The organism is Helicobacter aurati, from assembly GCF_003364265.1.
GTDB lineage: Bacteria > Campylobacterota > Campylobacteria > Campylobacterales > Helicobacteraceae > Helicobacter_A > Helicobacter_A aurati.
In genome coordinates this window covers 30,321-55,480 of sequence record NZ_NXLW01000010.1, presented here as the reverse complement: position 1 = coordinate 55,480, position 25,160 = coordinate 30,321, and the positions used below count along the sequence as shown (strand labels likewise).

At 34.2% G+C, this 25,160-nt stretch carries 25 protein-coding genes, 4 tRNA genes and 1 pseudogene; 5 read left to right on the top strand and 25 right to left on the bottom strand.

From position 1 onward, the window contains the following. Positions 1-17: 17 nt before the first annotated feature. Positions 18-1,229 carry an argininosuccinate synthase gene (locus tag CQA66_RS06090; protein ID WP_411698785.1) on the top strand — a complete coding sequence of 404 codons (1,212 nt, stop codon included), beginning with the start codon at positions 18-20 and terminating at the stop codon, positions 1,227-1,229. An 11-nt stretch (positions 1,230-1,240) separates the two neighbouring features. Here CQA66_RS06090 and gatC read toward each other — a convergent pair whose 3' ends face one another. From gatC to CQA66_RS06020, 14 genes are all read right to left on the bottom strand, one after another. After that, positions 1,241-1,519 carry an Asp-tRNA(Asn)/Glu-tRNA(Gln) amidotransferase subunit GatC gene (gatC, locus tag CQA66_RS06085; RefSeq protein WP_104763421.1) on the bottom strand — a complete coding sequence of 93 codons (279 nt, stop codon included), beginning with the start codon at positions 1,517-1,519 and terminating at the stop codon, positions 1,241-1,243. 70 nt (positions 1,520-1,589) lie between these two features. After that, positions 1,590-2,036 (bottom strand): hypothetical protein, encoded by a 447-nt coding sequence (locus tag CQA66_RS06080; protein WP_104763422.1) that lies wholly within the window; start codon positions 2,034-2,036, stop codon positions 1,590-1,592. 93 nt (positions 2,037-2,129) lie between these two features. Beyond that, the gene (locus CQA66_RS06075; protein ID WP_104763423.1) at positions 2,130-2,414 is read right to left on the bottom strand and encodes a DUF2018 family protein; all 285 of its coding nucleotides are present in this window, start codon (positions 2,412-2,414) and stop codon (positions 2,130-2,132) included. Positions 2,415-2,538: 124 nt separating this feature from the next. Then, a complete protein-coding gene (gene nth, locus CQA66_RS06070) occupies positions 2,539-3,315 on the bottom strand; it encodes an endonuclease III (RefSeq protein ID WP_233707770.1) in 777 nt (258 codons plus the stop codon). Beyond that, positions 3,306-4,019 carry a hypothetical protein gene (locus tag CQA66_RS06065; protein ID WP_104763424.1) on the bottom strand — a complete coding sequence of 238 codons (714 nt, stop codon included), beginning with the start codon at positions 4,017-4,019 and terminating at the stop codon, positions 3,306-3,308. The genes nth and CQA66_RS06065 overlap by 10 nt, the downstream gene beginning before the upstream one ends. 96 nt (positions 4,020-4,115) lie before the next feature. Next, positions 4,116-4,688 carry a Holliday junction branch migration protein RuvA gene (gene ruvA, locus CQA66_RS06060; protein WP_104763425.1) on the bottom strand — a complete coding sequence of 191 codons (573 nt, stop codon included), beginning with the start codon at positions 4,686-4,688 and terminating at the stop codon, positions 4,116-4,118. Positions 4,689-4,702: 14 nt separating this feature from the next. Beyond that, positions 4,703-5,584, bottom strand: a complete 882-nt coding sequence (locus tag CQA66_RS06055; protein ID WP_104763426.1) for a hypothetical protein — start codon at positions 5,582-5,584, stop codon at positions 4,703-4,705. A gap of 65 nt (positions 5,585-5,649) precedes the next feature. Next, positions 5,650-6,345, bottom strand: coding sequence for a chemotaxis protein (locus tag CQA66_RS06050; RefSeq protein WP_104763427.1), 696 nt, complete (start codon positions 6,343-6,345; stop codon positions 5,650-5,652). Between the two features lie 156 nt (positions 6,346-6,501). Beyond that, positions 6,502-7,365 (bottom strand): 5'/3'-nucleotidase SurE, encoded by an 864-nt coding sequence (surE, locus tag CQA66_RS06045; RefSeq protein ID WP_104763428.1) that lies wholly within the window; start codon positions 7,363-7,365, stop codon positions 6,502-6,504. A 164-nt stretch (positions 7,366-7,529) separates the two neighbouring features. Further along, positions 7,530-7,606, bottom strand: a tRNA-Arg gene (locus CQA66_RS06040). 45 nt (positions 7,607-7,651) lie between these two features. Continuing rightward, a tRNA-Arg gene (locus CQA66_RS06035) sits at positions 7,652-7,728 on the bottom strand. A 20-nt stretch (positions 7,729-7,748) separates the two neighbouring features. Then, positions 7,749-7,825: transfer RNA gene (locus CQA66_RS06030), tRNA-His, on the bottom strand. Positions 7,826-7,844: 19 nt separating this feature from the next. After that, a tRNA-Pro gene (locus tag CQA66_RS06025) sits at positions 7,845-7,922 on the bottom strand. Positions 7,923-8,467: 545 nt separating this feature from the next. Continuing rightward, a complete protein-coding gene (locus CQA66_RS06020; protein ID WP_104763429.1) occupies positions 8,468-8,932 on the bottom strand; it encodes a low molecular weight protein-tyrosine-phosphatase in 465 nt (154 codons plus the stop codon). 60 nt (positions 8,933-8,992) lie between these two features. On the opposite strand from CQA66_RS06020, the gene CQA66_RS06015 reads away from it, so the two are divergent. Beyond that, a complete protein-coding gene (locus tag CQA66_RS06015) occupies positions 8,993-10,129 on the top strand; it encodes a metallophosphoesterase (RefSeq protein ID WP_104763430.1) in 1,137 nt (378 codons plus the stop codon). A gap of 132 nt (positions 10,130-10,261) precedes the next feature. Here CQA66_RS06015 and CQA66_RS06010 read toward each other — a convergent pair. From CQA66_RS06010 to CQA66_RS05980, 7 genes and pseudogenes are all read right to left on the bottom strand, one after another. Continuing rightward, positions 10,262-11,090: pseudogene (locus CQA66_RS06010) on the bottom strand (class I SAM-dependent methyltransferase). A gap of 116 nt (positions 11,091-11,206) precedes the next feature. Further along, on the bottom strand, positions 11,207-11,974 hold the full coding sequence (locus CQA66_RS06005) for a class I SAM-dependent methyltransferase (RefSeq protein ID WP_104763431.1): 768 nt from the start codon (positions 11,972-11,974) through the stop codon (positions 11,207-11,209). A 5-nt stretch (positions 11,975-11,979) separates the two neighbouring features. Then, complete coding sequence (locus tag CQA66_RS06000; RefSeq protein WP_147289210.1) at positions 11,980-13,017, bottom strand: DUF2972 domain-containing protein; 1,038 nt, start codon at positions 13,015-13,017, stop codon at positions 11,980-11,982. Continuing rightward, entirely contained in the window at positions 12,981-13,388 is a 408-nt protein-coding gene (locus CQA66_RS05995) for a hypothetical protein (protein WP_115582564.1), read from the bottom strand. The genes CQA66_RS06000 and CQA66_RS05995 overlap by 37 nt, the downstream gene beginning before the upstream one ends. Before the next feature lie 65 nt (positions 13,389-13,453). Then, entirely contained in the window at positions 13,454-13,987 is a 534-nt protein-coding gene (locus CQA66_RS05990) for an adenylyl-sulfate kinase (RefSeq protein WP_104763465.1), read from the bottom strand. Positions 13,988-14,032: 45 nt separating this feature from the next. Beyond that, complete coding sequence (locus CQA66_RS05985) at positions 14,033-15,532, bottom strand: leucyl aminopeptidase (RefSeq protein WP_104763433.1); 1,500 nt, start codon at positions 15,530-15,532, stop codon at positions 14,033-14,035. Positions 15,533-15,536: 4 nt separating this feature from the next. Beyond that, complete coding sequence (locus tag CQA66_RS05980; protein WP_411698800.1) at positions 15,537-16,136, bottom strand: DedA family protein; 600 nt, start codon at positions 16,134-16,136, stop codon at positions 15,537-15,539. 222 nt (positions 16,137-16,358) lie between these two features. Between CQA66_RS05980 and CQA66_RS05975 the strand changes: the two genes are divergently transcribed. Beyond that, positions 16,359-16,826 (top strand): ribonuclease H family protein, encoded by a 468-nt coding sequence (locus CQA66_RS05975; RefSeq protein ID WP_104763435.1) that lies wholly within the window; start codon positions 16,359-16,361, stop codon positions 16,824-16,826. A gap of 80 nt (positions 16,827-16,906) precedes the next feature. Here the strand turns inward: CQA66_RS05975 and CQA66_RS05970 are convergent, their stop codons facing one another. After that, positions 16,907-18,109, bottom strand: coding sequence for an ABC transporter permease (locus CQA66_RS05970; RefSeq protein ID WP_104763436.1), 1,203 nt, complete (start codon positions 18,107-18,109; stop codon positions 16,907-16,909). A 262-nt stretch (positions 18,110-18,371) separates the two neighbouring features. Between CQA66_RS05970 and CQA66_RS05965 the strand changes: the two genes are divergently transcribed. Continuing rightward, positions 18,372-21,899, top strand: coding sequence for an acyl-[ACP]--phospholipid O-acyltransferase (locus CQA66_RS05965; protein WP_104763437.1), 3,528 nt, complete (start codon positions 18,372-18,374; stop codon positions 21,897-21,899). Continuing rightward, a complete protein-coding gene (locus tag CQA66_RS05960; protein ID WP_104763438.1) occupies positions 21,886-22,764 on the top strand; it encodes an aminotransferase class IV in 879 nt (292 codons plus the stop codon). Before CQA66_RS05965 ends, CQA66_RS05960 begins: the two co-directional genes overlap by 14 nt. Before the next feature lie 4 nt (positions 22,765-22,768). Here CQA66_RS05960 and CQA66_RS05955 read toward each other — a convergent pair whose 3' ends face one another. The 3 genes from CQA66_RS05955 to CQA66_RS05945 form a co-directional block, all read right to left on the bottom strand. Further along, the gene (locus CQA66_RS05955; RefSeq protein WP_104763439.1) at positions 22,769-23,818 is read right to left on the bottom strand and encodes a tetratricopeptide repeat protein; all 1,050 of its coding nucleotides are present in this window, start codon (positions 23,816-23,818) and stop codon (positions 22,769-22,771) included. An 86-nt stretch (positions 23,819-23,904) separates the two neighbouring features. Beyond that, the gene (locus CQA66_RS05950) at positions 23,905-24,462 is read right to left on the bottom strand and encodes a DUF2147 domain-containing protein (protein WP_233707771.1); all 558 of its coding nucleotides are present in this window, start codon (positions 24,460-24,462) and stop codon (positions 23,905-23,907) included. Positions 24,463-24,493: 31 nt separating this feature from the next. Continuing rightward, on the bottom strand, positions 24,494-24,982 hold the full coding sequence (locus CQA66_RS05945) for a NanQ anomerase/TabA/YiaL family protein (RefSeq protein ID WP_104763440.1): 489 nt from the start codon (positions 24,980-24,982) through the stop codon (positions 24,494-24,496). Between the last annotated feature and the right edge of the window lie 178 nt (positions 24,983-25,160).

Here is a 25,160-nt window from a genome sequence, read left to right as displayed (position 1 = left end):
ACAACAAAGGAAGTATCGTGAAACAAGTAAAAAAAGTAGTTTTAGCATATAGTGGCGGACTCGATACAAGCGTGATTCTTAAATGGCTTGCAGATACCTACCATTGCGAAATAGTAACTTTCACAGCCGACATTGGACAAGGCGAAGAGGTAGAATTAGCGCGAGAAAAAGCTATTAAGTTAGGAATAAAAAATGAAAATATTTTCATCGAAGATTTAAAAGAAGAATTTATTAGAGATTTTGTATTTCCTATGTTTCGTGCTAATGCCATTTATGAGGGCGAATACCTACTTGGTACAAGCATTGCGCGTCCACTTATTGCAAAACGACTCGTTGAAATTGCAACAAAGGTTAACGCAAATGCTATTGCGCACGGTGCAACAGGTAAGGGCAATGATCAGGTACGTTTTGAATTGGGAGCTTATGCCTTAAATCCAGATATTGTAGTTATAGCACCTTGGCGAGAATGGAATTTAAATAGTCGTGAAAAACTTTTAGCCTATGCAGAATCCGCAGGAATCACTATTGAAAAGCAAAACAATAAATCACCTTATTCTATGGATGCCAATCTGTTGCATATCAGTTATGAAGGGCAGATATTAGAAGATCCCAATAAAGAACCCGAAGAAACTATGTGGAGATGGAGTGTTTCTCCTATGCAAGCACCCAATGAACCAGAAACAATTAGCATTGAATTTAAACATGGTGATGGTATAGCAATCAATGGGGAAAGTCTTAGTCCTGCAAGCTTTTGGAATAAACTAAATATGCTTGGAGGAAAACATGGAATCGGACGTCTTGATTTAGTAGAAAATCGCTATGTGGGAATGAAATCTCGCGGTTGCTATGAAACGCCAGGCGGCACAATTTACCTTAAAGCTCATCGTGCAATAGAATCTCTTTGCCTTGATAAAGAAGAAGCTCATCTTAAAGATGAAATTATGCCTAGATATGCGCAACTCATCTATAATGGCTATTGGTTTAGTCCGGAAAGAAAGGCATTACAAGCACTCATTGACACAACACAACAAAACGTAAACGGCATTGTACACATCAAACTTTATAAAGGCAATGTAATTGTTACAGGAAGAGAATCAAAATACTCTCTATTTAACGCTGCATATAGCACTTTCGAAGAAGATTCCGTTTATGATCAAAGCGATGCAAAAGGATTCATTAAACTGAATGCATTAAGATTTATTATCGCAGGAAAAAGCCATAAACGCTAAAGGAAATACAATCATTCTATGATTCTTGGAACTATAAAATAATTATCTTGGGAATCTGGTGCTTGTGCAAGTATAGCCTCTGCCACACTGCCATTGTGAGGAATATCATCGCGCAACAATGTTTGCTGCACATTAATAGATGTGTCTAAATCTGTTTCAATGTCTTGCAATATATTCATTTTTTCAATAATTTCTGTAAGTTCTTGCTGAAAAGATTCCCTTTTATCCTTTGGTATCTTTATCATTGCAAGCCTCTCTAATTTATCTAATAAAAGTTCATCAACAAACATCGTTACTCCTTTTGAAAAATAGGAAAAATAATCAAGCATCAAAGAAAGGGATTATACAATAACTATTCAATTACTCACGGGAAAAATTTACTTCTCCAAAGCCATAAATCTTTAAATGGGCAACTGTTTTTTCATCATTAAACGGATTATCTATACCGACAAAGTAAATTGTTAAATAAGGTTGATTAATAGTATTATAAACACCCTGTGTATCAAGAAGATTAAGTCTCCAAGCATTTAACATATATTGTTTATAAAGAATAAACTGATAAGGATAGTTATCATAACGCACCAATAACACCAATCCCTCATTGCGATAAAGTGTCCAACGGAGAGTGAACTGCTTTGCTTCATTGCCATCATCTTGAGAATCTTTTCTTGCAATAATATTAGCTCTAATCACTTCGTCTTTTTTCAAATCTACGTCTAATTCAAAACTCGGAGTAGGCATCCTACTTGATGCAATATTGACAAATAATAAACTTAATACAAAAAAACTAAAAACCCGTCGCAACATACAACACCTAATTATCTTGAATAATAACCCGAAAAATCTATTATAGTGCTAATCACGTACAAAATTTGATAGCCTTAACATAATAAAAAGCAATTATTCATTCTCACTAAGTATTTTCGACATAGATTCAATAGCAAGACTATTTTTTCGTTCTTTCAACGCTTGTTTAAACCTCTCATCATAATGGGTTTTATGATAAAAATCACGCATATTAATTTCCACGTCATATTCATCAAACGCTAATTCATAAAGGGCTAATTCCTCTAGTAATCTCTCGAGTTCATTGTTTGCCAAAGTTCGACTCGCATGAAAAATAATATCTTTCCACTTACTAATTGGTTCACCTTCAAAAATTTCACTATTTGAATTTTCCCACATAGAATAATCCTCACAAAATAAGATAAATAAATACATTGTCGCATATTTTTAATTTTTATGCAAGCCAATCCACATAAATACAACAAAAAATCACCAATAACAACTGACTTTAAACAACCAATAATTATCTAGGCTTAAAATTTTGCTTGCTTATACAAAAATCTGATACAAAGCAATCAGGACAATTGGGCTTTGTAGCTTTACACTCATAACGACCAAATAAAACAAAAGCTTGGTGCAACAAGTTAAGATGATCTTTAAAAAGCCTCACTAAATCTTTCTCCGTCTCTATTGCACTTATACTGGAACTAAGTGATAGTCTATGACTAACACGAAAAACATGTGTATCGACAGCCATATAATTCAAATGTAAAAATTCCCCTAGAACAACATTGGCACTTTTTTGCCCAACGCCTTGAAGTTTCATTAAATCCCGTTGATTCATTGGAATATTTCCGCCAAAATCTTTCTCTACGCTTTTTGCCATAGCAATTAAATGTCTCGCCTTAACGTTAAAAAAAGAAATAGATTTAATAATCGCGCTTACTTCCTCAAATGTCGCTTCACTTAAAGCGCGAGTATTTGGATATTTGGCGAATAGAGTAGGTGTTACTAGATTCACACGTTTATCTGTGCACTGCGCAGACAACATAACCGCAATTAGTAATTCATAGATGTTCGAGTATTGCAGTTCTGTTTTAGCATTTTGATATTTTTGTAAGAATCTTTGCTTAATCTCTTCCGCTCGTTGTAATCTAGATCTATTTTGAGTAATATTGTGTTCAATCTCGCTTTCCGAAAGAGTATTATGCAAATAAATATCTTCATGAGCTAGCTTATCTAGCAATATTTTGTTCCTACCCATAACTATCCCCTTAATATTTGCAACAATCAAATCCATACACCACTCACTCCTTCAGAATGATTCTCATCGCGTTTGGAATCTTCTTTCTGATATTTCCGTATATCATCATTGGGAGGCATATCCTCATATCGATGCAAAAAGGGGTTAAACAATTCCTCAAATCCATTGGAATTGCTATATTCTTCAAGTCGTTTAAGCAGTCCATCTTTATCAAATATCTTACGGCTAATCAAATATTTACCTCTATATCGTTCTTCTTTAACAAGCCTATTATCCACATAATATTTTTTTATTGTTTCATTTGGCGTATAGAAAAACGCCTTTACTAACTCATTGGCGGTACTTTGGCTATAAAACTTTTTTTCAATAATATTACCATTTTTGTAAGTAATTTCCTGTCGAATAAACCCATTAGAATAATATACATTCGTCGCAAGTAATATACCATTATCATAAAAATCTTCATACTCTAACACACCTTTGTTATACCACTTCTCAACCCCATGCTTTACTCCTATAATCTTTTGACAAGGGGACCTACCATCTCGAGATTGACAAATAACAAAGCTAATATCCTCATTATAATAAGGTACATAAGAAGTTTCACTAAGAATCTGGTGTTTATTTTCATCAGAATAATTTACATACACTTCAATGCCATTGCCTATATTCGCAATTTTAAACCACAATATAAAAGCTAACAATACCAAAATTATAATTAGAACATTCAATCTTTTCATTACCATGCCCTTATCTGTAACCCTTGTTTTAATATCTAGTAAAGGAATCATTAGTAACAAGTTTATAAAATTATGATTAAGAATATCAAGTTAAAACTAATATTTACCTATTATTTTTAATATTGCTTTAATAACATCATTAGGCGACAATTTTAAAACTGCTGAATCTAATTGTCGCAGACTATTTTGTATTTCATTTTCCTTAAATCCCAATGCAAAAAGCGAATCATAAATGAGCTGCATATTATTACCTTGTTCCAATTGTTGCAAATTGTGCGTATAACCAGACAATTCTAATAGAATCTTGCCTGCTATTTTATTGCCTATACCTTTCACATTCTTAATTGCAACTATATCGTTGGTTGCAATAATCTCCAAAAAATTATCCACAGAATAATTTGATAAAATCGATAACGCACTTTTCGCACCCACACCACTTACCTTTAATAAACGCAAAAATATATCCCGAGATTCACGCGAGGTAAAACCATACAAACAATGGGAATCTTCACGAATAACCTGCGCTATCTCCAATGTTACCTGATTTTTACCTTGAATTTCATTGCTCACAAGTAATGGCACTTCTATAAAATAAGTAACTCCACCCACTTCCAATTCAACGTTAGTTGGCAAAAGCCGCTCAACATTACCACATAATCTAACAATCATAACTCACTCCTAAACTAACGTGTATTTATGGATTCTATAAAAATTTGTATATCCTTAAAATGTAAATAAGAAATACTATAGTGATAGTATCGAAGCGCATGAAAAATAGCAGTATTTGCTTCTAGAGCATTTAATGCAATAGCTTCCAAATAACTTTTCGGAATAATTATACCCAATGACTTATCGTGCAAAATCTTTGCGGTTCTCTCTCTGAATAATGGCAAGAAACCGCAAAAAAAATGGATTTTATGATAATCTTCATGCAAGAACATAGCAATATAATTTTGTATTTTTTTCAAGAAATATTCATAATGCAATGCTTGGACATGTTTGTTTGTTTTCATATTTTGTCTGTTTTGCTCATCTGTGGTAATCATATAAAAAGGCTGTGTAATAAAATCACGTACACCAAACGAAATTTTCATTTGCAATGATTCTAAAGTGCGTCTTGATAAGTTAGATTCTATTGCGCAAAACACACGTAAAGTGGAAAAATAACTATCTCGTTTCGACATTTCAGTAAGTAGCAATAGCGCATCATACGTAGTGAGTCCTGAAGAATCTACGTGGTTATCACCGCTCACTATTGCCACCGCAAATAAATGAGCATACTGCAAGGATAAAAATGCGCTTTGTAAAGATTCTAACGTATGATTATTTGTCTTAATGGTAGGAATAAATAGCAATTCTTTTGTGATTGCGCATTGTTGTGTAGCAGCAAGCTTTTGTTTTATTGAAAGTTGTAGCAAGCTAGCACAAACAATGGAATCGGGATAAGACTTTGAAATAGGGTTAGCGGGTATAATAACCGCATCAATATGCAAATATGAGCAAGCCCAAATAATATTGGTAATATCTCGTTCCAATGTTTGAGATATATATTCAAACAGAATCATAATGTAATAAAAAGTACCTTAGTAAAGAAACAAAAAGTATAGTATTTGGAATATAAACAAAAAAATTATTTACCTTTTCCAAATGATGCAATAAGTGCTTCTATATCATTTTCGCTTGCAACATCGTCATGATTGTCTCCCTTAATATAAGTAGCAGAAGAAACTCGTTTAGAATCATCACCTCTACCTTCAAATAACGAATTCATATACTGACTTAATGCGCGCATAACATTTATGACACGTTCAATCTTTTGCCTATGAATATCTTGATACTGCATAATGTCCATAGCCTGCAAACAAGCATCGCCACAGTCCATTGCACTATTTTTAATTTCTTTAATCACATTAGCAACCTTACGTGTCTCTTCTAAAGAAGCACCAAAAGCTTTGATTTTAGGAAAATTCTCTACAAGCATAAGAAGCATTTTTTCTTGTGATTCGATATATTGCTGAATTTCTTTTGATTTTTTTTCAATGCCATTTACTGCTTCACCAATAATATCAATTTGATCAAAAACTTCTGTCATTTTCACTTCTGAATCGCGCGTTACATCATCTAATTGATGTACAACCTTATGCTCTTCAGTAGGAGGTGGAGGTGGCCACTTTTTATCAGCTTCTGGTTTGTATGTATTTGGATCTACAAACTCTGCTTTAATTGAATCATCTTTTGGATCTTCGCTTGTGTCTGAATTTTGTGTGTCTAACTTAAGAGAATCTACATCTTGCGCCATCAGGGAATCTAGCTCTTCTTGCGTCATTAAAACTCCTATAAAAGTAATCCCATGATTATAACATATTTTAAAATAAAAGAATCTAAGATTCTAAAACATACAACAAGCATTCATACTATCGAAAGAGAATAGGGTGAATAATAGTTGAATAATTTCGATTGCCAAATAAATAAAATCTCTAATTTAAAAGGTGTTCCCCTGCATATATCGATTCAATCTATTTATATCAGTATAACTTGTACTGTCGAGGTGTAAGGGTGTAATTGAAATATACCCTTCATCTATTGCCTGAAAATCTGAAACTAGAGGAAATGTCATTCCAGATTCCTCTTTGGCATGTTCATCGCAATGATTGATAGGCATAGCAATATCACTATTGCGTTCCTGCCAAGCAAGAGGATTTAACCCTATCCAATAATATTTTTGCATTCTTGGATTGCTATTCTTTTGGATAGAAGGTGTATAGATTCTATATCCAAGTTGTGTAATTCTTATGCCTTTACATGCAGATTTTGCAATCGGGGGAATATTAACATTTAGCAATTTTCTTTCTCCAATAGTATATGTATTATTAAAAATTAACCCTGCTAAAAAAGCAACAAAATCCGCTGCAAGCTCAAAATCTCTTTGTGCTATCTTATTTTCTTCTCCGTATTTATCGCGGATACATTGAGAAATAGCAATACTTGGAATACCATGAATAGCACCCTCCATAGCAGCAGCAACAGTACCAGAATAGGTTACATCTTCTCCCATATTAGCACCTATATTAATTCCTGAAATTAATAAATCTGGACGCTTTGTAAATAATTCACAAATTCCAATATATACACAATCAGTGGGGCTACCGTCATCTAATTTATAAAAATCTTTTTCAATCTCTATAAGTCGCATAGGTTTGCTTACAGATAAACCATGCCCACAAGCTGATTTTTCATGCGCAGGAGCAACTACAACAACTCTAGCAATCTTTTTTAGAGATTGGTATAAATGTAATAATCCATGGCTTTCAAAACCGTCATCATTTGTAAGAAATATTGTTTTCATTCTCTGCCTTAAATTAACGCTTAATTTTCACAAACACTATAATATCAAAAACATTTGAAAACTTTACAATTATAATAACAAGAGTTGCAATATTTCAAAAACAAAGGTAACTAGCGTATATTAAAATTTCATGAAGTTTATGCTAATCGTATGTTTCATGTTTATGGTACGCCCAATAGGATTCGAACCTATGACCTACGGCTTAGAAGGCCGTTGCTCTATCCAACTGAGCTATGGACGCAACATTGCTGTAAAATCAGCAAAATGCGAGAAAGAGGTATTTTTATGGTACGCCCAAAGGGAGTCGAACCCCTAACCCCCAGATCCGAAGTCTGGTGCTCTATCCAATTGAGCTATGGACGCACTACATCAAGCTATTATAGTGGGGTGGATGATGGGGCTCGAACCCACGACCCTCAGAGCCACAACCTGATGCTCTAACCAACTGAGCTACATCCACCATACATAAATTTACAAAATGGTCGGGGCGAAAGGATTCGAACCTTCGACCCCTTGGTCCCAAACCAAGTACTCTAACCAGACTGAGCTACGCCCCGACTAAAAACAAAGACTATGATTATATAGTAAAATAAAATAAAAGTCAAGTTTATTTATTGGTTTATTCAAGTTATTTTATTGCAAGATAACTTAACCCTAATTAACTAAAGTTTATGCTTACTATATGTTCATAACAAAAAGGGGAGGAGAGAGGTATATAAAAATAAAAATTTGAAAATTATAGTTTTCATAATTTTATATGTATGTTGAATGACATGGCGTCATTTTGCAGTACTAGAACTATTATGATAATACTTATTCTTGTGTTATATCTTATCAAGCTATGACAGAACAATAGTAAACATTTAAAATCTCAAGTCTTGTTTGTTGGCACAATTAAATTAATATACTAGCTTAACGAAACTCTTATTTACACAGCCCAATATTAAAAATGTGTGCTATTTGATTTTTATATGAATCCTTGCCTATTTGCATCAACCAATAAATTTCTGTAAATTTTAAAAAATAACAAATTATTTCTAATAGCAAAACCCAATTTAACTATTGATAAAAATCGATATGTTCTGATTCCTAAGAATCAATATTATTTATAGAGAATAAATCCATAATGCTGAAACATTTTCTTTAACAAAGATTCTATCAATTCGTAAACCATAATAAAACCCCTATCATCTTTAAAATAATAAGGATCTGGAATATCTTCACCATCACCAAAATCACCCAATTTAAATACTTTATTTGTCTCAAAACCCAAATTAAGAATATCTCTTTTATTCTGAGAATCCATTCCGATAATTATATCAAAATGCTTATCATCACAAAAATTAATCGGTCGAGATTGCAACTGCGAAATATCAATGCCATTCCTCTGTGCCACCAACACTGAATAGGTATGAGGATTTTCTCCAAGATGAAAACTACTTGTTCCGCAAGAATCAAGCTGCAGATTCCAAGCATTCCTATTATTCATATCTCTTGCGATACCTTCTGCCAACGGTGAACGACAAATATTTCCTAAGCATACAAACAAAATACTTCGTATTTTCATTCTATTATCCTCAATAAAAAATGCTAAAATTATATCTTACAATTCAAATAAAGAGGTGTAATGTCAATCAGCATGCGCATTGTATTTTTTATTGTCATAGTGGTGTTGCATATTTTTATCTACTTTATTTTATTTAAAAACATTTCTACTAATCCTGCTATGAAACATCTTGGAAAATGTATTGTTATTGCCAACCTACTCTGTATTATATTTTTTTTAAGATTCTATCATGGGCAGCTACACCCTATTATTTATACCCTTATGTCAAGTAGTATTGGTATTTTTTGGATTAGTTTCAATATTGCCCTTATTGTATGTATATTAAACTGGGGAGTTTATCTTGGCTTTGGTGCTATCGTTCTGCAACATTGGCAAACAGCAATTCTTGTTGTTGCATGGGCTACTATATTACTATTGATAGGATTAAGTTTTTATATTAATGCAAAAGCCCCTGTCACTGTTGAACAAACAATCACAATAAATAACCTGAAGCAACCAATTAATATTGCACATTTAAGTGATATTCATATTGGCACTCTAATGAATGAAAAAAAAATTGCTGCAATTGTCAAACAAACAAACAAACTTCATGCTGATATTATTGTCCTTACAGGAGATATTGTAGACAGTTACTCTAACTTTAGCATTAAAGCAATAGAAGAGTTAGGAAAATTAAAAAGTAAATATGGTATCTACTATGTTTTAGGTAATCATGAGTACTACTATGATACACACACTATTTTGCACTTGCTTAAACGAATTGGGATTACTCCACTTGTTAATCAAAGTATGATTCTACGTAATCTAGGTATTAACATATCTGGTATTGCAGATTTGGTAGGAGAAAGAACAGTGTTTAAAGATAATTCTTTGAAACCAAATTTGACAAAAGCATTAGAATCTAATCAGGCAAACTTTCCCACCATCCTGTTATCACACCAACCAAAAATCATCAACTTTTTAACGAATGAGAAAATCGATCTTGTTCTAAGTGGACATACACACGGCGGACAAATATTTCCTTTTAATTTTATTGTATTGCTCGATCAGCCTTTTTTAAGTGGTTTGAATCAATTTACCTATCACGATAACAATGCCCAAATCTATATTTCAGAAGGAGCGGGATGGTGGGGTATGCCTATGAGATTATTTAGTCGCAGGCAGATTAATTTATTGCACCTAATTCCCAACAAGTAACTCCACTACCAACCAACAATCAAAAGTTTATTAAGTTTCTCCTAATTAAATAGACAAGTTGAGCCCCCACAAGATTCTAAACCATTGTTCTTCTTATTATTATTCTGAAGGACAATAGGAATAACAAATCCTTTAAGCAACTTTCTTGGCACTCCAACACCGTGTTGTATATTTAATACCAAAATGTGTTGGAAGTTTATGTCGTATTTGATAGGCAATTTTTTCAAACAATTCAACACCCTCTTTTGTTTCTAAATCCCAATAGGGATTTTTTACACTCTTCCATGCATTGATATAATTTTCAATATTCTGATAAAAATAAAAATCTGACTCTATATAAATAATATTATCAAACAGCTCTTTATTCTCTTCTAATATTGGTCTCTGATCTTGACGTCTTATACCTCTAGTATAATTTGGAACAAGCTCTAAAATAACTTCCTCTGCCATCTCCTGAATAGGATCATTTAAATCTCGATGATTCCACATACATGAAAAATAACTCTGAGGTTTTAAAATTCTATGAGCTTCTTTCAATGCTTCATTTCTATCCATAACATTAAAACTACTACCAAAAGTTACCCAATCATATTCACCGCTTTTTAAAGTAGAATCTATACCTGTTGCTCGCACCCATTCTATACTACTATCCGCGCGAAATTGAGAGGAGTCTGTTTGATTTCTTGACGTTGCCTTTATACCCAATTCACGCATTGCATCGTTTGGTTCAACAGCAACAACATTGCAACCTCTTTGTAACAACATAAGACTGAGATTGCCCGTACCTGCGCCAATATCTGCTACTCGCAAGGAAGGGAATGTTGCCCCCCCCCCCCGTTACTCTATTGCTCTTTACGAGAAAAACCAACATGTCAATAGCTGAATCTGCATAATTTGGACGAAACTCATAAAATTTTGCATGCTTGGTATAATCCCAATGCTGTTCTACTAATTTTTGCATAAACTATCCTTTTCGATAATATCTAAGTGTAAGATACACTACTAATTGCACAAAATACTCTTAATGCTGTATCTTTATGATAATCCCCCCTCCTAACATTTTATTTATATGAAAAATTATTTTTTGCGAACGCTCCAAGCACGAATTTTATATGGAATTTCAATAATATGTAAATCCTTAATATGAGACTCTATCATACTAAGGATATGCTGCCATCTTTGTTCACCAGCTTGCGCTTGAATATCATTTACAGAATGCCATGCGCCAATATAACGTGCTTTATCCATCATTTCAACATAATCACATTCCATAAAAAAACAATCTTCAAAATCTCCTGTTGAAACTAGAATTTCCTCCCAATTCTTAGTATTCTGTGTACCACTACTCACACGATTAAGTTCTGGAACAATACGTTTAATTTCAGATTCAATACTCTCAAAAATAGAATTTGGCTTAATATTACGTGGATTCCAAATTGCCGTAAAATACCCTCTTTCTTTTAATATCCTTGCGAATTCAGGTAGAGATTTTTGAGGATTAGTCCAATGAAACGAGCTTGCCATAATAACCCAATCTGCAAAATTAGATTGGACACCTGTCTGCTCACCGCTACCATTCATCCATTTAATAGAAGTATTACGCGTATATCGGATTCCCTCCTCTCGCATATTATCGTTTGGTTCAACAGCAACAACTTTCAATCCAAAATTAGCAAGCATTTTTGTAAGCTTGCCCGTGCCCGCACCAACTTCCACAACTTGTAAAGATTCTAAAGGCTTATCCAAATCATTAATGCATCTTAGTAGCTTCTCCAATAACCTTGCACTATATGCAGGACGATTATGGTAATATTTCGCAACTTCTGTAAAATCACCTTGTTTCATAGTAACTATCCTTTCCTAATTGGTATTAAAAGTCTCTGAAATTCTTGATAATGCTCCCATGTTGCTACAATATCAGGTCTATTTTGTTGCACATGCTGTAGTTCATAACGTAGCACAGTATCAAGAAGTTTAGCTTTTTCTTGATTGTGTGATAAAAAATCTAAAAATATTTGCGGGGTAATTTTAAGAGGATGATAAGATGAAATTTTTTGATGTAAAACTTCCAATCTCAACTCAATCTCTTGAATCAAAGCGGGAAAAAGAGAATAATCAAAAGAACGAGAACTTGTACTAATAAATAATCGACGTTCAGGGAATAAAGGAGAATAATACATTTCATCAATATAGAATCTTTTATCTTGTAAATGATAATATTGCCTAGGACCAATGGCAAAAAACCCACGAAAAGCAGAAACATAAATTTGATAATTAACGAATGTGAATTCTAAAGGAAGATTGTGAGTGAGGAAATCATTAACTTTTAGGTCAAAATCAAATTCTTCAGGTAATTTTATCGTAATATCCTCTGCTACTCGTTGATTATCTGCAAGAAAAGTCGCAATATTTTGCATAGTTGTCTTTGTCTTTTTACCCAATAAATCAGTGGTATCAATGTAGAGAATCTCGTTACTGTAAGGGAGAATTTGTAAAATATTTGAATACCAATCAAGAATAGTCGCATAGGTAGTTTTAGCAGTTGCAAAGACGCACAAAGAATCCATTCTAATGCTCATAATCTCTTCAATCGCACAATGAATTTCTTGTGTCGAACTATTGGCAGTAATTTTTTTTGCGATTTCATCATAATTTAATCCAATATTCATTGCGGATATAATAGCAAGTATTGGATCTCTAACAATGCAAATAATAGGAACTTTGTAGCAAGGAGTAAACTTAGCCAACCATTCTTCTTTACCTTGAGTAAAACCATCCAAAGTGATTCCCCAAAGTGCATAATCTACATTTCGGGTTAATTCGTAGCTTACTTGCAATGAGAAATCAGACGTTACTTCGGATCGCATGGCAAACATACTAAGAGGCAAGATGCCCCCCCCCCCCGTAATCGTGGGAATATCTTATTTAGAACTTCACATGCTCTTGCACTGTTATGATTCTTTTTCACTTCAAGCATACTTAGAAAATAAAGCAATGAATGTAGTCCTACTCCATGAGAACCGCACACTGCAAAAGAGAAAGTTTTGGGAACATGTACAAAATTAAAGCATCTAAAAAGACTATATATAACAATTTTCCAATAAAGATACTTGCAATAGGAAAGCCAACCTTCGTTTTTGAAAATAGACCACATCATTTTTTGTTGCAATTTATCATTAAACTTTCTGATTCTATATTTACATGCAGCAACAATACCTTGCTCTTGATAGATTTTATAGGTTCTTGACTTACCGCGCACATTTCGCCCTTTGCCCACTATAATACGTCCATTACACTGCAAGGTATTTCATAATAAAAAAGCATTTATCCATTAATATCAAGGCAAGAAAGAATGGAATCTACTTTTTGTTCCAAACATTCACGCTTATTATTGTCAATAACAAGACTCATGCCATCATTTAATGGAGGAACATCATAAGCTATGTCCATCCCTACAACTTGCCGTATTTTCCCCTCTAAAAAACTACTATATATACTTTTTTGATCTCTAGCAATAAGCTCATGTATATCACATTGAACATAAACATGCAAAAAATGCTTAAACAAATTGGCGTTATATTCATACACTTCTTTAAACATAGAAATAGTTGTAACAATAACGATAATACCTTGTTGAGAAAGATAATGGGCTAAATCTGCTCTCTTTTTTGCCATATTAATTCTACCTATCTTATCATAAGCAAAATGCCCCAAAATCGAACGCAAAACATCACCATCTAAATACACAACATTTTTCAAGGTTTTTGCAATCTTTTGATGAAGTGCCTGCCCTATTGTGCTTTTACCGCTTCCAGAGAGCCCATTTATCCAAATGACAAGTCCATTACCATTAAGCATTGTTTTCATCATAGAAAGATCTTCCCCATTGCAAGAAACTATAAGCTATTGAATAACATCACAGAGAAACTGAATGCAAGCCAATACACCTGCTCCACTTGCTCCATACGGATTAACCCCCCATTCCTTTTCAACGAAAGCGGGACCTGCTATATCGATATGCAACCATTTATCTTTATATTCCTTGCGTATAAATTCACCCAAAAACATACCAGCTGTAATTGCGCCGCCATAACGAGAGCTAGAAGTATTGCTAACATCTGCAATTTTAGATTCTATAAGTTTTTTAAGATGACTATTAAAAGGAAGAGTATGCGCTAACTCACCGGATTTCAGAGCACTCTCTACAAAAAGTTGTTTAAGCTTTTCGTTATATCCCATAACACCACTTGTATACTCACCAAGTGCTACAACACATGCACCAGTAAGTGTTGCAAAATCCAGAATCATATCTGCTTCTAAGTCCTGTGCATAACTTAAACAATCAACTAGTACCAAACGTCCCTCTGCATCGGTATTTTTCACTTCTATACTTTTTTTCTCACGTGAAATTAAAATATCATCTGGTCGATAAGCATTGCTACCAATGGCGTTGTCAGTAATCCCCATAATAGCATGCAATTCAATATTCAACCCTAATTCCACTGCCGCTAAAAACACCCCTAAAACAGCACAAGCACCACTTTTATCGGCTTTCATGGTTACCATATAATCTGCCGGTTTAAGACTCAATCCACCTGTATCATACACAAGACCTTTACCAACAATAACAACTTTTTTAGTGCTGCTATCAACGTGCTGTGGTTTATAACTTAGATGAGCAAGAAAAGCCGGAAAATTAGAAGTTTGATTCACTGCAAGAAAAGCACCCATTTTTTGTTCTTCCATATAGGAATTACTACGTAAAACTGCTTGAATATCACAATTTCTATATTTTTTTGCAAGTGCTATTGTTTCATTCTGTGCCAAATTGGAAAGAAAAATAGCATTGGCAATATTAGGAGGAGTATTAACAATATCACGAACAAAATTTACACGATTGCAAATGACACACATTTGCTGCAATACATTATCGCGCACACCAATTAGAGCAAGATTAAGTATTTCTCTCTGTTTAATCTCTTGAGATTTTTCCATAGAATCTTGTTTAAAAACATTGTATTCATAATCACCCAATAATATGCCACGTATGATATGTTTATGTAATGATTCATCTTTATCTTTTAGAGCAAAAAAAGCCTCTTTAATATTAAGCGTTTTAAGTGTTTTTATTGCAAGGCATGCTGCATCAGCATAAGAATATGGATTCAAATCCTCCAAACCCACATAAAGAATATTGCTAGCTTGAGCATAAAATGCTCCCTTACCCTTATAGCCTCTTTGTGTAAGTAAAGCTAAATCTTTGACGTTTTCTTTATTTGTTTCCAAAATAACAGAAGAATTTTCTGCAAAAATATCTTTTTCAATCAATACAACTGCCGTACCAAATTCAACATCAGATACACTGATATTAATCTTGGGGGCTACCCAAAGTTGCTTATTCATTCTGTTAGTCCTTTATATTTCTGAATTTCCTAGCCCAAAAATAAATAAGAGCTACAATCAATAGAATTATAACTAATAATGCGAAAAATACAATCGGGTTTTTCTTAACTTCAGTGGAAAAATGCTGCAAAAATTCTAAAATTTCCTGCCCAAAATACCATGCGGGAATAATGGTAATAGATGCCCATACCCAAGCAGATATAAGATTAATAATAGCAAACTTAACCGAAGAATAACGTGTCAATCCAATACTTATGGGGATAATTGTCCGCAATCCATACATATAACGTTGTACAAAAATAATAGGCCATCCATATTTTTTCATAAGACTGCTAGCAAGAGCAAATTTTCTCCTCTGATTGCGGAATTTTCTCTGTACATAAGTTTTATTTAATCGTCCAATATAAAAATAAATTTGATCTCCAGTAAAACCTCCAAGCCCGGCAATAAAAATACACCAGTAAACATTCAAATACCCCTGATGTGCCGCTATTCCTGCAAGCAACAGCCCCCATTCTCCCTCTAAAATGCTCCAACAAAATAAAATGAGATAACCCCAATCTTCTACATAAGTATCCCAAAGAATCCTAATAAGATGTTCCAAAGAAAAATCAGATTGCCATACATAAAATAAAAAGATAACAAGTCCCACTAGAAATAAACCAATGATACTTACTGTCCTAATATTATGACGAATAAAATACATAGTCTATCCTTAAGAGAGTCGCGCATAAAAAGATTCTATATCATAATTAATTTTTATTAACGATTTGAGATTCTTATGATTCTTTGATAGAATTTCTCTACCTAGACTTTAAGGAAACTCATGAAACAAGTAACTTTATATACAGATGGCTCGAGCTTAGGCAATCCTGGACCTTCAGGTTATTGCGCTCTGCTAGAATACATCACAAAAAATGAACAAATATTTTATAAACAAGTAAGCGGAGGCGAAGCATATAGTACAAATGGACGCATGGAACTTAAAGCGGTAATTGAAGGATTACGTGTGCTACATGAGCCTTGTGAAATTCTCATTATAAGCGATTCAAAATATATTTGCGATTCGATAACTATTCACTTACCCAATTGGCTCAATAAAGGTTTTAAAGAAGTAAAACATACCGATCTATGGGGAGAATATATTCATTTAAGTCAATCGCATGTTATATCTACACAATGGATAAAAGCACATAATGGCAACCCTCAAAATGAGCATTGCGATAAAATTGCAAAAGAAAATGCAAAGCAATACAGCAAAAGCAGAATAGCAATTCCCACAAAATTGTCTTGAAGTACATCTATAATTAAATATATTAACTAGTCATTTCGACAGCAAACATAATCAATAAATTTTAACCTTACATTTAATCGCTATTCATAACGTAGCGCATCAATCGGATCGAGTTTTGAAGCACGATAGGCAGGCAAATAGCCAAATACAATACCTACCAATGCTGAAAAGAGAAACGCCCCTAAGGCTACCCACACATCAAAAATAAATGGTAATCCCATTTGCGCAGTAGCAAACCATGAAATAAAAAACCCCATAACAACACCTATTAACCCCCCTAATGCACTCACAACGACTGATTCTATAAGAAATTGTAATAATACATCACTCTCTAATGCCCCAATTGCAAGCCTTGTACCAATCTCACGAGTACGTTCTGTAACAGAAACTAACATAATATTCATAATGCCAATACCACCCACAATAAGGCTAACCCCTGCTACCGCACTTAAAAACAGCACTAAAACTCGGGTAGCTTCTGTCAATCTCTCTTCAAACGCCTTTGTATCCCAGACATCAAACGTATCAATTTGCCCAGGCTTAATATGTCGATAATCTCTTAATATTGCTTTGATATTTCTCACTATTTGCGTAGAATCTGCCCCATCATACATAGAAATCATAATCCGATTCACGTTGTAAATGCTTGTTGTCCCAGAAATATCACGTAAAAAAGTCTTAAACGGCAACAATATCACATCGTCCTGATCACTTCCATTACTCGAACCTTTAGCTTTTAATATACCTACAACCTCACAAATAGCCTTACCGATACGTACCCTTTCCCCTAAAGGGTCCTTCTCTTTAAACAAAGCTTGCCGCACGCTTTCTCCTAAAATGCACACATTAGCACTTGCCTCATTAGAATCAAATCTCCTGCCTAAAGCAATCTCTAAATTAGCGACTTCAAAATATTCGTCCGTAATGCCATTAGCTGTTGTTTGCATATTAGCTCCTAGATACTGCACGAGAGGCGTAGAACTAGCAATAGGTGCTACTGCTTTAAGATTCAAACGAGAACGTAAAATATTCACTTCCTGCATTGAGAATCGTCTATTGAGTGATCCTCCTCCAGTATTTAAGCCTCTAGCAGGATGCACAATCAATAAATTGCTTCCGAGTGCTTCCATTTGCGTCCTCACGTTTTGCGTTGCCCCATTACCTAATGTAATCATAATAATTACAGATGCTACACCAATAATAACACCCAGCATTGTCAGAAATGCTCGTAAATAATTACGTGAAATTTGCCTAAATGCCAATACAATAGCGTTCCATATCATAGTAATCCTCTTATGAATTTTATTCTTAATATTAAAGAGTATCCGAGTATTATAATATACAAGGGTACAAAATTGAGATAAAACCGTGTTCTTACAAATCATTTCCAAAGCAATCAGTGTCTTAAAGTATCCAAAACAATACCTGTAATACCTTGACATTGTAAATTCTGATTGTCATTACAACCCATGTATTCAAAGCTCCATTTATAGAGTACCGTTAGAAAATTGTTATAATCCACACAACATATAATAAAGGAAAAAAATGGACAAAATATATCGCATTAAAGGACTAATCCCTTTTATCATTGTAACTTTCATCAATGCTTTTATAGACTTAGGACATAAAATCATCATGATAAATACTATTTACAAAACTTTTAGCGATAGTACGCAATTATTGTACAACTTAATTATGAATGCCCTTATTATCTTGCCTTTCATTCTAGTATTCTCGCCCTCTGGATTTTTAAGCGATAAATTTCCCAAAAATCAGATTTTAAAAATTGGTGCTTTAGTCAATATTTTTCTTTTTTTCCTGCTTGCTCTTTGTTATTTATATGGATTATTCTGGGTTGCGTTTTCTTTGACTTTTTTACTAGGACTACAAGCTGCTTTTTACTCTCCTGCCAAATATGGCTATATCAAAGAGCTTGTTGGAAAAGAAAATCTTACTTGGGGTAATGGAGTGATTCAAGCCACAGCCATTATTGCCATGTTATTAGGCATGGTTGTTTTTTCTGCACTCTTTGAACAGCTATACAATACGCAACTAACACAACCAGAATCGATTCTACAAGAAATGCTTCCTTTGGCTATTGCATTATGTGTTTTTGGAGTATTTGAGTTTCTCTTAAGCTTCCGTTTGCCTACACTAAAAACTACAGGACAAATAACTTTTGATAGAGTCAAATATCTTAAAGGCACACTACTTAAAAAGAATCTTTCTGCTCTCACAACACACAAAATGATTGCCATCTCTGTTTGTTTTATCGCAATCTTTTGGTCGATTTCGCAATTATTAGTAGATATATTACCCGTCTATGTAAAAAACACCTTGCATATTACAGATACTCGATTTGTTAATAATGTGCTTGCAAGCACAGGACTAGGAATCATACTTGGCTCAATTATCGCAGGAAGATATTCAAAAAACTATATTGAAACAGGCTTTATTCCGCTTGGTGCGTGCATTATGTTTATCTCTGTTTTACTCTTAACTTCTCTTCATTCTTTTTATGCGTTAGCGCTAATCTTTTTTCTATTTGGTGTAGGTGGAGCATTATATATCGTACCTCTTAATGCTTTAATGCAATTCTATGCTAATGATAAAAAATTAGGCGTAATCCTAGCGGGAAACAACTTCATTCAAAATGTAGGGATGCTTTGTGCTTTAGTGCTTGCCAGCGCATGCGCATTATTAGCATGGAATGAAAAGTGGCTATTTTATGTTGCTACAATCCTTAGCTTCTTGGCAATGATTTATACAATCAAACTTATGCCATTCTCACTTGTGAGAATCTTAATTAGCATGGCATTCTTGCAACGATATCGTCTAGTTGTTGAAGGATTTAATAATGTCCCTCAAACAGGTGGTATCCTCCTACTTGGCAACCATATATCATTTATTGATTGGGCAATAGTGCAAATGGCGCTTCCTAAAAAAGTTTATTTTGTTATGGAACGTAGCATTTATTCGCGTTGGTATATTCGGCTATTTATTGATTTTTTTGGAGTGATACCCGTATCCAATGTCGCTAGCAAAGAATCAATGCAGCACATACAGCAACGTTTAAATAATGGCGACACAGTCTGCCTTTTCCCTGAAGGGGTCATTAGTAGGCATGGACATCTTAATGAATTTAAAAAAGGTTTTGAAAAAATTGCAGAAGGAGTAAATGAGGAAAATGCGGTTATTTTGCCATTTTATATCCGCGGTATGTGGGGGAGCATTTTTAGTCGCAGTAATGAGCAATTTAGAGAGCGCAAGAGGAGTTTTACAAAACGTAATGTTAGTATAGCTTTTGGTGAGCCTTTAGTGCTGCATACACAAAAAGATAGGGTGAAAGCAAAAATTTTTGAAATGAGCTTTAAGGCTTGGGAACATCAATGCAAAAACTCTCCCACTTTAGCAGGTGCTTTCATTGAATCATGCAAAAAAGGGCAAGGCGATATTGCCATAATCGATACACAAACAGGTAGCATGTCTTACCGCAAACTATTAACATTGTGCGTTATGCTTAGTCAAGATATTAAAGAACTGCTTTTTAAGCCATTGCCAAAACAAACCTCAACATGCTCTCTCCCCAATGACTGCGTTGGTGTATTACTGCCCTCTTCCATTGCTTCTGTGCTATGTAATTTTGCCACGATAATATCAGGCAAGATTGTAGTAAATCTCAACTTCACTGCTGGGGCAAAATCCCTACATGCCGCTTTAGAATCTGCAAATATCTCACATATTTATACTTCAAAGAAATTTATAGAAAAACTCAACAATAAAGGCGTTACTCTTGATTTATCAAACTACCATCTCCATTTTATAGAAGACTTTGTTGCTAAAATTAAAAAACATCAAATCATGTTTATACTTAATCTTATCTTCCTATCCTTGCTTCCAACTTGGCTCTTAAAACTACTTTTCACAAAAGATAGCACGATAGATTCAGTATGTGCAATACTTTTTAGCAGTGGGAGTGAGGGAACTCCAAAGGGGGTAATGCTTACTCACTTAAATATCATGAGCAACATTACACAAATTGCTGATGTAATTCATGCAAAAAATGATGAATGCATACTTTCATCTCTCCCCCCATTTCATGCCTTTGGTTTAACTGTCACTACTTTTATGCCAATCATTGAAAATATGTCAATGGTTACACACGCCGACCCAACAGATGCGCTGGGAGTCGCAAAGGCAATAGCGCAAAATAAAGTAACCATTATGTGCGCTACCTCAACTCTTCTTGGGATCTACGCCCGCAATCCTAAGTTAGATAGAATCATGTTTGATAGCATTCGTCTAACAGTAGCTGGAGCAGAAAAACTCAAAGCCGAAGTGCGTGAAGCCTATACAATCAAATTCAATAAACCTATCTATGAAGGCTATGGCGCAACCGAAACCACCCCGGTAGCAAGTGTCAATTTACCCGATGAGTTTGATGTAACATATTGGCAAATACATAGAGGCAACAAAGAAAACACGGTGGGCATGCCTTTACCAGGTACTGCTATTAGAATCGTCGATCCAGAGACCTTACAACAACTACCAACAGGAGAACAAGGACTAGTTCTTATCGGGGGACATCAAATTATGCGAGGCTATCTCAATAATCCCGAAAAAACAGATGAGGTTATTGTGGAGCTAGAAGGGATTAGATGGTATAAAAGCGGAGATAAGGGATATATGGATTCTGATGGTTTTTTGCATATTACTGATAGATATTCAAGGTTTGTTAAAATTGGTGGCGAAATGATAAGCCTCTCTGATGTTGAAGAGGAGATTGGGAAAACTCTAAAATTACATTCTATTTCTCAAGAAGTCAAACTCTGCGCAGTAGGATTACCAGATTCAAAAAAGGGAGAGAAAATAGTCCTCCTTATAGAATCCATAGGCAATATACATGAACAAGTTATTGATACGATTAAAGCCTCTACTATCATTCCACTAAAAAAACCCAGCCAATATTTCATTGTCGATTCAATTCCTGTGTTAGGAAGCGGTAAAGTAGATTTAAAAAGCGCAAAAGAACTCGCCATGCAGATAGAAAAAGACTTATATGCCTCATCTTAATTATTCTCTTTTTGAAACAATGCTTGTCGTGCAAGATAAAATTTTTTTATTATTGCCGCATTTAGAAAGGCTCTATAAGAGTGCATTGCAGTTGGGATTTGATTATCAAAGAATAGAATCATTTCTCTCATCGTATGATTATTCAGCTGACAATACGACATTAAAGCACAAGCAAACACTTCAAAATTCATCACACACTACAAATCAAGACTTCTTACAAATACTCCAAAAATTTTTTCACGATTCAACAAATACTCCAACAACAAGCCCGCAACAGCGAGTTCTCACGCCAAATACATTTCGTAACTTTACGTCTCTTTGGGGAAGCATCACCATGTTAAAAGAGCTTTTTGATACCTACAACATTATCTATAAAGAACCCGACAGACAAACTTCATTAAATTATATTCTACGCATAACATTGCAACAAGATGGGGGGCTATTCTATCAGACAATGCCTCTACTTCCTCTTATAAATTATGATACTTTCCTCTACCCTACTCCATTAGATTCTCAAAATATTATGCTAAGTCATAAAACTACGCAAAGAGAACATTTTAAAGAAGCCGCACAGAAAATTACACAGAATCTATGCTTTGACTATATCTACGTCAATAGCGATAACCAAATTACAGAAGGCTCAAGAAGCAACATCTTAATACAAAGTAATGCGTATTATTATACTCCTCACAGCTCTAGCGGACTTTTACGTGGAACATTACGTGAAATATTGTTGCAACATAATCTCTGTCAAGAAAAAATACTTGTCAAACAAGATTTACAAAACGCGGATTCTATTTTTTGCATAAATTCTGTAAGAGGTATTGTACAAGTGAATTGGAAGCACGGACGTGATAACCCCTAAAAAATTATAGAGTTACTAATGCAAAATTTACTCGTACTTCACCAATTTCATCGCAAGTTGCACAACGATAGGAATAAAATGGTGTGATTGACCCGCAGCTATTGCAAGAATAACTGAAATCCAAATCGCCTTGAAGCTTCGAGTGCTGGTTTAATAGCTGCAAAGATTCCAAAGTAATATCGCGTATGATTTTATATTCCTTTATATACCCTTTAGCGCGATAAATGTCCATGATGGCAGAATTTACTTGAATACAATGAAACGGGATCTCATAAGGCTCAAAATGCCATAAAACATCTATGCACAAATAAACATCTTGGCAATGCAAAATCTTTTCCCAAAAAAGCGTAACATTATAAATCTTGAGATGTCTTAAAATAAGAGAATGCAGGCTCGCATCTCGATCGTAAATCTCCAATAATTGTTCTTGTTGTGTTTCCAACGATAGTTTGGGATTAGAAATCACCTTCATAGCTTTGAGATAATTCTTATTTTTTGCTATGCGATTCCCTATTACTTCTGTTAAAACCGCTTGATATTGCAGTTCTTCAAGACAATAAAGAGCTTCTAAAGCCTCCTGATATTCGCCTAAGCTCTCGCAAGTCTGCATAAGAGAAATGAGTGCCTCACTATTATAAGGTGAAATGCGTAAAACTTCTACAAGCACAGACTTTGCACGTTGTAAAAACCCTGCTTTGTAATACCCTTTCGCAAGCATTTCTAATATCTCTATTTTCTGATTAGTATTATTGGTATGCTCGCTTAACACTTGGCACATGGCAATTGTTTGCTGATAATTCCCTGCCTGACAATATGTTTCAGCAATACGCATAATAGTCGTTGTTGGATTCGCAACATGCTTCATAAAAACAGAAATATTTTGCTGTAAATTAAAACTATCAAAATTTTTGCTTAATTTTTCTAAAGATTCTCGTTTTTTCTTCTTGGCATAAGCTACTTTCACAGAATCAGCAATAATAATCACTAACACAATAGCAAATAATATCATTACGCCAAATATAGGATTGCGATACAACTCTATAAGGCTAGTCATTACAAAACCCCGACTGTGCTTTTACTTGCAATTATAGTATTATTTCTTGTATCGTGCGGGACAAATCAATCGACTAAGATTAAAACCTATTTATTGCTTTTTCTTGTATCTTCAATACTTTGTAGAAGTTTATCTATTGGCTGTCGATACTTATCGTATTCTTTCGCTTGATGTGGTAGTAAAAGCTCCCATTCGTATGTTCTTCTAAGCATATAATAAGAATCTAAGGAACCAACAAAATCAATCTTGCCGTCTGCCTTTGGCACTATTTTCCCATAATATGTTTTGCAATTATGAAAATTATAAATCGAGCCGCCAACAAATTCTCCGCTTGCATTTCGTGTATAATCGTAGGCAAAAACAGTCCCAACGTTTTTACGATTCCGTAATTGTAGATCTGTATTGCATGAATCAGTAAAAACATTGTTTTTCAAATTTTTTAATCCATAGACATAGTATTTATTATTGTGTTTAAAGATTTCCACTATAGCCTGTCCACCTGGAGTATCCTTATGAGTAAGATAGATACCTGCAATATCCCTTCCGAATACACAGACACTACACACAAACATTACACAAACAACAAATGTAGTGCCTCGAAATTTCTGTTTATAACTTGCTAGCATACTAACCATATTTTCCATTACCTTAATTATTGTCTCTGCGATCGCATCTTCATATTCTTACTAGATTAACTGGAACTTTCGCAACCACTTTACAAACATTACTTTCTTGCAATCTAGTGTGCCGTAATCCGCCAGCATGTACATCATTTGGCATAAAAACACAAAGATTCTGCGGTAAAGATAAAATTCTATGCGCATTTGCACGCGAATAATATGCAACAACATCATTTTTCTCATCATAGGGTGTTTTGATAGAAAAATCTTGAGAATCACCTAGCATAAAACATTCATTGCCTTTAACTGTGAGCTGAAAATCAACATATTGTTTATGTGTTTCAAAAAAAGCTTTTCTTTTTGGTTTAAGTTTGTATGTTTGCAACATAGCAAAAATCCCGTTTTTCAATTCAACTCGTAGAGCTTGCTCAAAGTCCAAATGGGTATAGTTACCATCCATGCAGGACACAAAAAACTCATAAAGAGTTTCTAATTCCCCTAAAAATAAACTTTTTAAATTATGTAGTCTCCCTATAATTGCCATTGATTATGTCCTTCACATTCAAATCAAATTACATGAAAATTTCCCATTTTATCTGATAAAAGTTACTCAACTTTAAACGCCTTTATCTCAAGCCATGCAATATTCACATGTCAAAAAAACGGTACTCCTAAATATTCTAAGATTTTTGAGATGTTGTAAAACTTCTGCTAACATAGTA

Excerpts from the sequence above, each read along its gene's own strand:
- gatC (WP_104763421.1), bottom strand. The coding sequence starts at position 1,519 with ATGTTTGTTGATGAACTTTTATTAGATAAATTAGAGAGGCTTGCAATG.
- CQA66_RS06080 (WP_104763422.1), bottom strand. The coding sequence starts at position 2,036 with ATGTTGCGACGGGTTTTTAGTTTTTTTGTATTAAGTTTATTATTTGTC.
- CQA66_RS06075 (WP_104763423.1), bottom strand. The coding sequence starts at position 2,414 with ATGTGGGAAAATTCAAATAGTGAAATTTTTGAAGGTGAACCAATTAGT.
- nth (WP_233707770.1), bottom strand. The coding sequence starts at position 3,315 with ATGGATTTGATTGTTGCAAATATTAAGGGGATAGTTATGGGTAGGAAC.
- CQA66_RS06065 (WP_104763424.1), bottom strand. The coding sequence starts at position 4,019 with ATGAAAAGATTGAATGTTCTAATTATAATTTTGGTATTGTTAGCTTTT.
- ruvA (WP_104763425.1), bottom strand. The coding sequence starts at position 4,688 with ATGATTGTTAGATTATGTGGTAATGTTGAGCGGCTTTTGCCAACTAAC.
- CQA66_RS06055 (WP_104763426.1), bottom strand. The coding sequence starts at position 5,584 with ATGATTCTGTTTGAATATATATCTCAAACATTGGAACGAGATATTACC.
- CQA66_RS06050 (WP_104763427.1), bottom strand. The coding sequence starts at position 6,345 with ATGACGCAAGAAGAGCTAGATTCCCTGATGGCGCAAGATGTAGATTCT.
- surE (WP_104763428.1), bottom strand. The coding sequence starts at position 7,365 with ATGAAAACAATATTTCTTACAAATGATGACGGTTTTGAAAGCCATGGA.
- CQA66_RS06020 (WP_104763429.1), bottom strand. The coding sequence starts at position 8,932 with ATGAAAATACGAAGTATTTTGTTTGTATGCTTAGGAAATATTTGTCGT.
- CQA66_RS06015 (WP_104763430.1), top strand. The coding sequence starts at position 8,993 with ATGTCAATCAGCATGCGCATTGTATTTTTTATTGTCATAGTGGTGTTG.
- CQA66_RS06005 (WP_104763431.1), bottom strand. The coding sequence starts at position 11,974 with ATGAAACAAGGTGATTTTACAGAAGTTGCGAAATATTACCATAATCGT.
- CQA66_RS05990 (WP_104763465.1), bottom strand. The coding sequence starts at position 13,987 with ATGCTTAATGGTAATGGACTTGTCATTTGGATAAATGGGCTCTCTGGA.
- CQA66_RS05985 (WP_104763433.1), bottom strand. The coding sequence starts at position 15,532 with ATGAATAAGCAACTTTGGGTAGCCCCCAAGATTAATATCAGTGTATCT.
- CQA66_RS05975 (WP_104763435.1), top strand. The coding sequence starts at position 16,359 with ATGAAACAAGTAACTTTATATACAGATGGCTCGAGCTTAGGCAATCCT.
- CQA66_RS05970 (WP_104763436.1), bottom strand. The coding sequence starts at position 18,109 with ATGATATGGAACGCTATTGTATTGGCATTTAGGCAAATTTCACGTAAT.
- CQA66_RS05965 (WP_104763437.1), top strand. The coding sequence starts at position 18,372 with ATGGACAAAATATATCGCATTAAAGGACTAATCCCTTTTATCATTGTA.
- CQA66_RS05960 (WP_104763438.1), top strand. The coding sequence starts at position 21,886 with ATGCCTCATCTTAATTATTCTCTTTTTGAAACAATGCTTGTCGTGCAA.
- CQA66_RS05955 (WP_104763439.1), bottom strand. The coding sequence starts at position 23,818 with ATGACTAGCCTTATAGAGTTGTATCGCAATCCTATATTTGGCGTAATG.
- CQA66_RS05950 (WP_233707771.1), bottom strand. The coding sequence starts at position 24,462 with ATGGAAAATATGGTTAGTATGCTAGCAAGTTATAAACAGAAATTTCGA.
- CQA66_RS05945 (WP_104763440.1), bottom strand. The coding sequence starts at position 24,982 with ATGGCAATTATAGGGAGACTACATAATTTAAAAAGTTTATTTTTAGGG.